At 49.0% G+C, this 11,087-nt stretch carries 9 protein-coding genes and 1 pseudogene; all 10 read right to left on the bottom strand.

Translation table 11 applies throughout. The annotated features are described in order from the left end of the window. Positions 1–1,502: pseudogene (locus Q0231_RS05525) on the bottom strand (DNA-directed RNA polymerase subunit beta'); the annotation flags it as partial. Between the two features lie 92 nt (positions 1,503–1,594). Then, a complete protein-coding gene (rpoB, locus tag Q0231_RS05530; protein WP_269393990.1) occupies positions 1,595–5,755 on the bottom strand; it encodes a DNA-directed RNA polymerase subunit beta in 4,161 nt (1,386 codons plus the stop codon). A 198-nt stretch (positions 5,756–5,953) separates the two neighbouring features. Beyond that, complete coding sequence (rplL, locus tag Q0231_RS05535) at positions 5,954–6,325, bottom strand: 50S ribosomal protein L7/L12 (RefSeq protein ID WP_269393989.1); 372 nt, start codon at positions 6,323–6,325, stop codon at positions 5,954–5,956. 51 nt (positions 6,326–6,376) lie between these two features. After that, the gene (gene rplJ, locus Q0231_RS05540) at positions 6,377–6,898 is read right to left on the bottom strand and encodes a 50S ribosomal protein L10 (protein ID WP_269393988.1); all 522 of its coding nucleotides are present in this window, start codon (positions 6,896–6,898) and stop codon (positions 6,377–6,379) included. Between the two features lie 362 nt (positions 6,899–7,260). Beyond that, entirely contained in the window at positions 7,261–7,956 is a 696-nt protein-coding gene (gene rplA / locus Q0231_RS05545) for a 50S ribosomal protein L1 (RefSeq protein WP_299346091.1), read from the bottom strand. 5 nt (positions 7,957–7,961) lie between these two features. Beyond that, positions 7,962–8,390, bottom strand: a complete 429-nt coding sequence (gene rplK / locus Q0231_RS05550) for a 50S ribosomal protein L11 (protein ID WP_269393986.1) — start codon at positions 8,388–8,390, stop codon at positions 7,962–7,964. A 112-nt stretch (positions 8,391–8,502) separates the two neighbouring features. Continuing rightward, a complete protein-coding gene (gene nusG, locus Q0231_RS05555) occupies positions 8,503–9,033 on the bottom strand; it encodes a transcription termination/antitermination protein NusG (protein WP_269393985.1) in 531 nt (176 codons plus the stop codon). Positions 9,034–9,065: 32 nt separating this feature from the next. Further along, positions 9,066–9,260, bottom strand: a complete 195-nt coding sequence (gene secE / locus Q0231_RS05560) for a preprotein translocase subunit SecE (RefSeq protein WP_269393984.1) — start codon at positions 9,258–9,260, stop codon at positions 9,066–9,068. Positions 9,261–9,428: 168 nt separating this feature from the next. Next, positions 9,429–10,067 carry an aminotransferase class IV family protein gene (locus Q0231_RS05565; protein WP_299346096.1) on the bottom strand — a complete coding sequence of 213 codons (639 nt, stop codon included), beginning with the start codon at positions 10,065–10,067 and terminating at the stop codon, positions 9,429–9,431. Then, on the bottom strand, positions 10,028–11,087 hold a 1,060-nt coding region (locus Q0231_RS05570; RefSeq protein ID WP_299346098.1), incomplete at its 5' end, for a chorismate-binding protein. The genes Q0231_RS05565 and Q0231_RS05570, both read right to left, overlap by 40 nt.

Consider the following 11,087-nt stretch of genomic DNA (forward strand, 5'->3'; position numbering starts at 1 on the left):
ATCGGCTGACCATTGGCTGGGTGCAAAATGTTGTTTGTTGACATCATCAGCACGCGCGCTTCCAACTGCGCTTCCAAAGACAATGGAACGTGCACAGCCATTTGGTCACCGTCAAAGTCGGCGTTAAAGGCCGCACAAACGAGCGGGTGAAGCTGAATGGCTTTACCTTCGATCAATGTCGGTTCAAAAGCTTGAATGCCCAAACGGTGCAAGGTAGGCGCACGGTTCAACATCACTGGGTGCTCACGAATAACTTCGTCCAAGATGTCCCAAACTTCAGGACGCTCTTTTTCAACCAGCTTTTTCGCTTGCTTAACAGTTGTTGAAAGGCCTTTGGCTTCAAGGCGCGAATAGATAAACGGCTTGAACAATTCAAGGGCCATTTTCTTCGGCAAACCACACTGGTGCAGTTTCAACTCAGGGCCAACGGTAATAACAGAACGACCAGAATAATCGACCCGTTTACCAAGCAAGTTCTGGCGGAAACGACCCTGCTTACCTTTAAGCATGTCAGAAAGTGACTTCAACGGACGCTTGTTCGCACCAGTAATGGTACGGCCACGACGACCATTGTCGAACAAGGCATCAACAGACTCTTGCAACATCCGCTTTTCGTTACGAATGATGATGTCTGGCGCACGAAGCTCCATCAAGCGCTTCAAGCGGTTGTTACGGTTGATCACACGACGATAAAGGTCGTTCAAATCTGACGTCGCAAAGCGACCACCATCAAGCGGCACCAAGGGGCGCAACTCAGGCGGGATCACAGGCACAACAGTCATGATCATCCACTCAGGCCGGTTGCCTGAAACGATAAACTGCTCAACAACTTTCAGACGCTTGCCCAATTTCTTAGGCTTCAGTTCTGTCGTTGCTTCAGCGATTTCAACGCGGAGCTGAGCGGCCAACTTTTCCAAGTCAAGCGAAGCCAACATTTCGCGGATAGCTTCCGCACCAATCATTGCTGTGAAGCTATCGGCACCATATTCGTCTTGGGCGTCGATGAATTCTTCTTCAGTAATAAGCTGGTTGACTGAAAACGGGCTCAAACCGGGCTCGATCACCACATAGTGTTCGAAATAGAGCACCCGCTCGACGTCCTTCAATGTCATATCGAGCAACAGCGCAATACGAGATGGAAGTGACTTCAAGAACCAAATGTGGGCAACTGGCGCTGCCAATTCGATGTGACCCATGCGTTCACGACGAACCCGAGACAAGGTGACTTCAACGCCACACTTTTCACAGATAACGCCTTTAAACTTCATGCGCTTATATTTACCGCAAAGACATTCATAGTCTTTTTGCGGACCAAATGTGCGGGCACAGAAAAGGCCATCGCGCTCTGGCTTGAACGTACGATAGTTGATCGTTTCTGGTTTTTTGATTTCACCAAAAGACCAGCTCAGAATTTTCTCAGGGCTAGCAATGTTGATTTTGACTTGGTCAAAAACTTGCGCCTGAGCCTGCGGATTGAAAAGATCCATAACTTGATGGTTCAATTTCGTATCTCCTATGTTGCAGGTGGGGCTGGACGTCTCCAAACCCCGTTATAAACCTGCGGAAAAATTAAGCGATTGATGTTGCTACTAGATTATTCTGCAGCGTCCGCAGGTTGATCTTGTTCGATCTGATCCTGTGGTTCATCATCCTCAAATTCATCTTCAGCCGCGGTGCTCAATTCAACATTGAGACCCAAGGATCTGATTTCTTTGACCAACACGTTAAAGCTTTCCGGAATACCGGCCTCAAACGTGTCATCGCCCCGAACGATTGCTTCGTAGACTTTCGTCCGCCCTGCAACGTCATCCGATTTAACTGTGAGCATTTCTTGAAGCGTATAAGCTGCGCCGTAAGCTTCAAGCGCCCAAACTTCCATCTCACCAAAGCGCTGACCACCAAACTGTGCCTTACCACCAAGCGGTTGCTGGGTAACAAGGGAGTATGGTCCGATTGAACGCGCGTGGATCTTGTCGTCCACCATGTGACCAAGTTTGAGCATGTAAATGTAACCAACGGTTACATCACGGTCGAACTCTTCACCTGTACGTCCATCGATCAAACGAGATTGACCAGAAGCTTCAAGCCCTGCTTGTTCAAGCATCACAACAATGTCGGCTTCTTTCGCACCATCAAATACCGGTGTTGCGATTGAAACGCCCTTGGTGCCCAAATACTCAGACAAACGCACAACACTGTCGTCATCAAGGTCTTGGATGTAGTCATCGTCCGTGTAAAGCGCATTCAGCTCTTCACGAAGTGGCGCTACATTGTTCTGACCTTCACGCTTGTATGTGTCATACATCGCGCCGATTTTGCGGCCCATGCCAGCACAAGCCCAACCAAGGTGAGTTTCCAAGATCTGACCAACGTTCATCCGGCTTGGCACGCCAAGCGGGTTCAAAACGATGTCAACTGGTGTACCGTCTGCCAAGTGAGGCATATCTTCAACAGGCATGATGCGAGACACCACACCTTTGTTGCCGTGACGGCCAGCCATTTTATCACCAGACTGGATTTTACGCTTAGTCGCAACAAAGACTTTAACCATCTTCATTACGCCTGGTGGCAATTCGTCACCACGCTGAAGCTTATCAACCTTGTCAATGAAACGTTGCTCAAGCTGCTTCCGGCTGTCTTCATATTGGCCCTGCAATGCTTCAATTTCAGACATCACATGGTCATCATCAACCGCAAACTGCCACCATTTAGAACGTGGCTGGCTTTCAAACACAACGTCATTCAACTTTGTGCCTGCAACATAGCCTTTAGGGCCGGCAGTTGCTTCTTTGCCGAACAACATTTCTTTCAAACGCGCATAAACGTTACGATCAAGAATTGACTGCTCATCGTCCCTATCTTTGGCAAGACGTTCAATCTCTTCGCGCTCAATAGCCATCGCACGTTCATCTTTGTCGATGCCGTGACGGTTGAACACACGAACTTCAATCACTGTGCCCGCATCCCCAGGAGGAACACGCAATGATGTGTCACGCACGTCAGAAGCTTTTTCACCAAAGATAGCCCGCAAAAGCTTTTCTTCAGGTGTCATTGGGCTTTCGCCTTTTGGTGTGATTTTACCCACCAAAATGTCGCCCGCTTCAACGTCCGCACCAATGTGTACGATGCCCGCTTCGTCGAGGTTTTTCAAAGCTTCTTCTGAAACGTTTGGAATATCGCGAGTGATTTCCTCAGGACCCAATTTGGTATCCCGCGCCATCACTTCGAACTCTTCCAAGTGAACAGACGTGAACACGTCATCTTTCACAATGTTTTCAGAAAGAAGGATCGAATCCTCATAGTTGTAGCCATTCCAAGGCATAAACGCGACGAGCACGTTACGGCCAAGAGCCAAATCGCCCATATCAGTTGATGGACCATCAGCAATCGTATCGCCCGCATCAACATGATCACCCACTACGACCAATGGACGTTGGTTGATACATGATGATTGGTTTGAACGCTGGAACTTCATCAATGTGTAGATGTCCACACCAGACTTAGAAGCATCAGTTTCTTGCGTTGCACGAATAACGATACGTGTCGCGTCAACCTGATCAACGATACCTGGACGTTTGGCAACAATCGCCGCACCTGAATCGCGTGCCACAACGGCTTCCATGCCAGTACCCACAAACGGCGCCTGTGCACGAAGCAATGGCACAGCCTGACGCTGCATGTTTGAACCCATCAATGCACGGTTCGCATCATCGTTTTCCAAGAATGGAATAAGCGAAGCCGCAACCGAAACAACCTGTTTCGGCGAAACGTCCATCAAGTCAATCGCTTCGCGTGGTGTCAAAGACACCTCACCCGCGTGACGTGAAGTTACAAGATCGTTTTCAAACGAACCATCGTCGTTAAGCTTGGCGTTAGCCTGCGCAACATTGTATTTTGCTTCTTCCATTGCTGAAAGATAAACAACGTCATCAGTCACTTTGCCGTCGATAACTTTACGGTAAGGCGCTTCAATAAAGCCGTATTTGTTGACCCGTGCGAATGTGGCCAAAGAGTTGATCAAACCAATGTTTGGACCCTCTGGAGTTTCAATCGGACAAATACGTCCATAGTGCGTTGTATGAACGTCACGTACTTCAAAACCAGCACGCTCACGTGTCAAACCGCCAGGGCCAAGCGCTGAAAGACGACGCTTATGCGTGATCTCTGAAAGCGGGTTGGTCTGATCCATAAACTGTGAAAGCTGTGATGAACCAAAGAACTCACGCACCGCAGCGGCTGCTGGCTTTGCGTTGATCAAATCTTGCGGCATCACTGTGTCAATTTCCACAGATGACATACGCTCTTTGATCGCACGTTCCATGCGCAACAAGCCAAGACGGTAATGGTTTTCCATCAACTCGCCAACTGAACGCACACGACGGTTGCCAAGGTTATCGATATCATCGATATCGCCCTTGCCGTCACGAAGGTTCACCAAAGTACGAACGACTTCAACAATGTCTTCTTTGCGTAGAACACGAACAGTGTCTTCACACTCCATGTCCAAACGCATGTTCATTTTCACACGGCCAACCGCTGAAAGGTCATAACGTTCAGAATCAAAGAACAATGATTCAAACATTGCTTCAGCAGTTTCGATGGTGGGCGGCTCGCCCGGACGCATCACGCGGTAGATGTCAAACAATGCATCTTCACGAGACTCGTTTTTGTCGAGCGCCAATGTGTTGCGCAAGTAAGCGCCAACATTCACGTGGTCGATATCGAGCACAGGAACAGCGTCAAAACCGGCTTCAACCAATTTAGCCAAGTTTGCATCATCAAGTTCGTCACCAGCTTCGAGATAAATCTCGCCAGTTTCGTCATTGATCAAATCTTCTGCAACATAAGAACCGAACAAATCAGCATCTTCCACCAAAACGTGGGTCATGCCGCCTTCGTGCAACTTTTTCGCTGCACGTGCTGACATTTTCTTGCCAGCTTCGTGCACCACGTCACCAGTATCAGCGTCGATGATGTCTGCGATTGGTTTTGTGCCACGCACTTTTTCCCAATCAAATGGCTGACGCCATCCACCGTTCGCACGCTCATAAGTGATCGTGTTGTAATATGTATCAAGGATTTCCTCTGCATCCATGCCCAAAGCTTTGAGCAAAGAAGTTACAGGGATCTTGCGGCGACGGTCGATGCGGGCATAAACAACATCTTTCGCGTCAAATTCAATATCGAGCCAAGAGCCACGGTAAGGAATGATACGCGCAGCAAACAAAAGCTTACCTGAAGAGTGTGATTTGCCTTTATCGTGATCAAAGAACACACCAGGTGAACGGTGCATTTGAGAAACGATAACACGCTCGGTACCATTGACCACAAATGTACCGTTACCGGTCATAAATGGCATATCGCCCATGTAAACATCTTGTTCTTTGATGTCTTTTACAGACTTCGCGCCTGTTTCCTCGTCGATTTCAAATACGATCAAACGAAGAGTGACCTTCAAAGGCGCTGCAAATGTCATATCGCGTTGGCGACATTCATCTACATCATATTTAGGCTGTTCAAATTCATAAGACACAAAGTCCAAGGACGCTGTGTTTGCGAAGTCAGAAATTGGAAAAACTGACTTGAATACAGATTGAAGACCTTCGTCACCACGACCACCCTCAGGTGCGTCTACGATCAAGAATTGATCATATGATGCTTTTTGAACTTCAATTAGGTTTGGCATTTCGATGACTTCTCGAATGCTGCCAAAGGATTTGCGTACTTTACGACGACCTTGATAGTTGGTGGTCATGCCCGCTCCTATGTTTTGAAATGCTTTAAGGGCAACTGTCCAGAATACCGAAAATTATCTTCGGTACTCGGGACATCTGCCCTATTGTTTGTTTACCGCAACTTCGCCCGCCAGATGCAACGGACCAAATTTATTACGCTCAATTACGCTGAGCGAAAGGAAGCGGCGCGGCGCTTATACCGCGCCACTTCCAAAGACTTACTTAAGCTCGACGCCTGCGCCTGCAGCTTCAAGTTTAGCTTTAAGCTCTTCAGCTTCAGCTTTCGCGATGCCTTCTTTAACAGGCTTCGGTGCACCTTCAACAAGGTCTTTAGCTTCTTTCAAGCCAAGACCAGTGATTGCGCGAACTTCTTTAATCACGTTGATTTTCTTGTCGCCAGCAGAAGTCAGAATTACGTCGAATTCTGTTTGCTCTTCAGCAGCTTCAGCAGCAACACCGCCAGCAGCAGCAACAGCTACTGGAGCAGCGGCAGAAACGCCCCATTTTTCTTCCAACATTGTTGAAAGCTCAGAAGCTTCCAAAACTGTAAGGGCAGATAGATCGTCAACGAGCTTTGCTAGATCAGCCATTGTATTTTCCTTATGTATTTCAATTCGAACTGTGGTTGTGATGCGAAGGCGCTATGCCGCTTCTTCGCCCTTTGTAGAATATGCTGAGATAACTCGAGCAATTTGCCCGCCAGGTGCATTGAGAATTGCGGCGATGTTTGTTGCAGGCTGTTTAACCAGACCAGCAAGTTTCGCACGTAGTTCATCAAGACTTGGAAGTTCAGCCAATGCCGCAACCTGTTTAGGGTCGAGTTTGGTTTCACCCATCGCGCCGCCAAGAACGACATACTTGTCGTTAGCCTTAGCAAACTTGGCAGAAATCTTTGCTGCCGTGATTGGATCTTCCGCATAGGTTAGAACTGTTGGACCGGTGAGATATTCACCAAAATCCGCAATTTCAGCATTTTCAAGAGCGAGCTTGGCAAGGCGGTTTTTCGCAACTTTAACTTGGCCACCAGCTTGTTTCATCTGCACGCGCAGATCTTCCATTTTGGCGACTGTCAAGCCTGAATAATGAGCTACTACGACAGAACCAGACGCGTTGAACGCATCTTGCAATGACGATACCAGCTCTCGCTTTTCCGCTTTATCCACTGCTTCTCTCCACTAATGATCCGAGAAACTTCTCGAACCGTTTCAGTTTTGATGCTTTGCTGCCTAAATAGTTCCAGACCAGCTAAAGCAACGGTGAAATGCCTGCCAACCTGAAATGTCCAAACAAAGCTTGGTCAAAACTGGTTTGTTCGAACCGAAACATCCTTGCCCATTCGGGCGAATTCTGTGTCGATTGTCACGCCGTCTATTGTTGGCTGGAATATTAAGTTCCCAAAAAGGAACGCCTACAGTCTCGGACAGGTCTTAATCCAAACCCCTAAAGTTCGGGGTTTGAAATCGGGTGATTAAAACCACCCGAATTCTTGTGTAGGGCGCCTAAACGCCCGCCATCTTAAAAAGCCTTACGCTTGTACAGATGACACATCAACATGAACACCAGGGCCCATTGAAGATGTCAGCGCAACGCGCTGGATGAATGTACCTTTTGCGCCAGATGGTTTAGCTTTCTGAACCGCATCAGCAAAAGCTTTTACGTTTTCAACCAACTTTGCGTCATCAAACGATGCTTTACCAACACCAGCGTGCAAAATACCAGCTTTCTCAACGCGGAACTCAACTGAACCTGCTTTAGCAGCTTCAACAGCAGTTCTCACGTCAGGTGTCACTGTGCCCACTTTAGGGTTTGGCATTAGGTTACGAGGACCCAAAACTTTACCCAAGCGACCAACAAGTGGCATCATGTCTGGTGTTGCAATGCAGCGATCAAAGTCGATGTTGCCCTTAAGCACTTCATCAACAAGCTCTTCTGCACCAACAATATCTGCACCAGCAGCTTTTGCTTCGTCAGCTTTCGCATCGCGAGCAAAAACAGCAACACGTGCTGTACGGCCTGTACCATTTGGAAGCGCAACAACGCCGCGAACCATTTGGTCTGCGTGACGTGGATCAACACCCAAGTTGATGGCCACTTCAATGGTCTCATCAAACTTTGCTGTTGCATTGCTTTTTACAAGCGCAATAGCTTCTTCCAACTTGTAGAGTTTTTTGCGGTCAACAGCTTCACGAGCAGCGACGGTACGTTTACCTAGTTTAGCCATTCTCGTTACCCCTGAACCTCAAGACCCATAGCGCGAGCTGAACCTGCGATTTGTGCCATCGCTGCCTCAATAGTGTCCGCGTTTAGATCTTGGATTTTCTTCTCTGCAATTTCGCGCAACTGGTCTTGCGAAATAGAACCCGCAACTTCGTGACCAGGCTTTTGTGAACCTTTAGGCAAGCCCAAAGTCTTCAACAAGAAATAGCTCACAGGCGGTTGCTTCATTGTGTAGGTGAAGCTTTTGTCCGCAAAAATGGTAATTGTCACCGGAATAGGTGAGTTCTTTTCCATTTCCTGAGTTGCTGCGTTGAAACCCTTACAGAATTCCATGATGTTCAAACCACGTTGACCCAATGCAGGGCCAATCGGGGGTGACGGCGAAGCTGCGCCAGCCGGCACTTGGAGCTTCAAATAGCCCTCAATCTTTTTTGCCATTTTGTTGCCTTTTCAAATGCGCCCGCACCATGCGGACATTCACAACAGCGTGGTGCAAGGTGTAATGTGCTGATTTGGCCAACCAGCACCCTCTCCCACACAGATTTAATGGTTAGGCTTTTTCAACCTGACCATATTCCAATTCAACCGGTGTAGCCCGACCGAAAATAGAAACTTCAACTTTAAGACGCGCGCGTTCCTCATCAACCTCTTCAACCACACCGTTAAAGCTGGCAAACGGACCGTCCGACACGCGAACGCTCTCACCAACTTCAAAGCTGATTGAGGGCTTAGGCCGCTCAACGCCTTCTTGTACTTGATGCAGAATTGAATTCGCTTCAGTTTCTGAAATCGGGATCGGCTTATGCTCAGATCCCAAAAAGCCAGTTACTTTTGGCGTATTCTTGATCAAGTGAAATGTTTCATCCGTCAGTTCCATTTTAACAAGAACATATCCGGGAAAGAACTTGCGCTCTGCGTCAACCTTACGGCCGCGGCGCACTTCAACAACTTTTTCAGTTGGAACAAGCACATCATCAAACAAATGATCAAGGCCCGAAGCCACGATCTTTTCTCTGATAGATTCGGCGACTTTGCGCTCGAAGTTTGAATAGGCCTGGACGATATACCAGCGTTTTGCCATCAGTAAAAAACCTAACCGTTCACTATTAAGGCTTAGCCAATGCTAAGCAGCAATCCTACAAACCAAGCAACAACTTGATCCGCCGCCAAAAAGAACACACTGGCCAATGTCACCATGATCAAAACCATGATGGTTGAAACCATAGTCTCATTACGGGTCGGCCATACGACCTTTGCAACTTCCGAACGGACTTGCTGCAAAAATGTGAACGGATTTGTCCGAGCCATAAAATTCCCTTGAGTTTCAACACGAAACCTATGTCCGTGTGCCCATAACCAAATAGCCGCGCGAGTCGCCCGCACGGCTGGAAGTGGTGTAATAAACCTTAAGAAATCAAAACGCAACCCCTTTTGGCACATGCGTTGCGCATCATTGCATGTCATTCCACGCCAAAGCTAAACCAAGCGAGCTCTAATCAGTCCGCGCAGCGAATTGCCAACATAAAACTCTCTCGCCTCACGTAAATCGTTCGGTTGCAAAACCATTTCACGGGCATTGCCACTTTCCAGCAGCTCCTGGCGCAAAATACCGGGCAATAACCCAGAGGACAAAGGCGGCGTAAGAAGCCCCTCACCCATATCAGCAAACACATTGGTAATTGTGCCTTCGCACACGTCACCTCGTTCATTTAAAACGATATACTCATCCAAACCATCCGGCAGATCCGCACGTAGCTGATTATAAAGTTCACGCTTGGTGGTTTTGATTTTCAGCCAAGGGTCGTCCGCATGAACTTGCTCACTCGCAATTGACACGCGCCAAACTGTATCTTCTGGCAGCGGAACAAAATCCCAAGTTTCAATTTTCACATCATTGTCAAATCCAACAGACAGGCGCATCCGCTGGGGCTTATCTCCCCGGATCACATCCAAAATGCTTTTGATGTTTCCCGCTTCAATACCTAAACGTGCACATCCGCCCGCCAGACGTGCCAAATGCAAATCCAACCGATGCACCCCTTTATCCGGGGTCCAAAGCATAGTCTCAAAAACCCTTAGGTCTTTTGGAGCGTGGTCGCGAAGCGCGCTTTCCATAATGCCTCTTCATATTCAGATGCCGCAGTGCTGTCATAAACAACACCGCCGCCCACATTCAACCTTGCGCGGCCATTTTCAACCAATAGCGTGCGAATGGCCACATTAAATTCGGATTGACCATCTGGCCCCCACCAGCCAATGGAGCCACAATATATGTCACGCTGCCAAGGCTCCAAATCCCTGATAATTTCCATTGCCCGAATTTTTGGTGCGCCGGTGATCGACCCACACGGAAAAAGAGCCTGCAATATTCCACCCAATTGAATGCCGCACTGCAATTGCCCCTGCACCAAGCTGGTCATCTGATGAACGGTTGCAAAGCTTTCCACATGGAACAACTCTGGCACATTGACCGAACCAATCTCACAAATCCGCGACAAGTCATTGCGCATCAAATCAACGATCATCAGGTTCTCAGCACGGTTTTTCTCGTCGCTGGCAAGAAACGCTTTGCGCCGAGCATCTTCCTCAAGATTTGCGGATCGCGGTTGCGTCCCCTTCATGGGGCGGGTTTCAATAAGACCGTCCGCAGAGGTACGGAAAAACAACTCGGGTGAGCGCGACAGCAGATCTGGCAAGCCCTCCTGCAGGACCAGGGCGCCATGGTTCACCTGCTGGCGCGCCGTCTTGCCCGAGAGTTCGTCGTTGTAGGCCCGTTCGAGGCCGGTGGCGCCCCGGACCCGGTTCAAGTAGCCGGTCACCGCCGCGTACAGCTCACCCTCCGGGTAGACCCGCTGGAGCTCGTAGCGGTCGTCGCTGGGCACCGATTGCGCCAACAGCACCCCATCGGCGGTGGCCATCGTTCCACGCGGCCGGCTGAAAGCCTGCGTGATGGGCCGGTCGTTGTCAGGCTTCGTGTTGAGGCTTCCGGCCCGGAACACCTGGATGTAGTTGAGCTGGGCGAAGAGCGCGCAGAAGATCACGATGATGAAGGCACCGAGTCGGCGAATCGAGCGATCCATCAGGCCACCGCCATCTCTCGACGTGCCGGCGCCTTGGGGCGGCTGTTGTCGTTGC

Source organism: uncultured Maritalea sp., from assembly GCF_937139385.1.
GTDB classification, from domain to species: Bacteria; Pseudomonadota; Alphaproteobacteria; order Rhizobiales; family Devosiaceae; genus Maritalea; species Maritalea porphyrae_A.

Excerpts from the sequence above, each read along its gene's own strand:
- secE (WP_269393984.1), bottom strand. The coding sequence starts at position 9,260 with ATGGCTCGGACAAATCCGTTCACATTTTTGCAGCAAGTCCGTTCGGAA.
- Q0231_RS05565 (WP_299346096.1), bottom strand. The coding sequence starts at position 10,067 with ATGGAAAGCGCGCTTCGCGACCACGCTCCAAAAGACCTAAGGGTTTTT.
- rplK (WP_269393986.1), bottom strand. The coding sequence starts at position 8,390 with ATGGCAAAAAAGATTGAGGGCTATTTGAAGCTCCAAGTGCCGGCTGGC.
- rplA (WP_299346091.1), bottom strand. The coding sequence starts at position 7,956 with ATGGCTAAACTAGGTAAACGTACCGTCGCTGCTCGTGAAGCTGTTGAC.
- rplL (WP_269393989.1), bottom strand. The coding sequence starts at position 6,325 with ATGGCTGATCTAGCAAAGCTCGTTGACGATCTATCTGCCCTTACAGTT.
- nusG (WP_269393985.1), bottom strand. The coding sequence starts at position 9,033 with ATGGCAAAACGCTGGTATATCGTCCAGGCCTATTCAAACTTCGAGCGC.
- rpoB (WP_269393990.1), bottom strand. The coding sequence starts at position 5,755 with ATGACCACCAACTATCAAGGTCGTCGTAAAGTACGCAAATCCTTTGGC.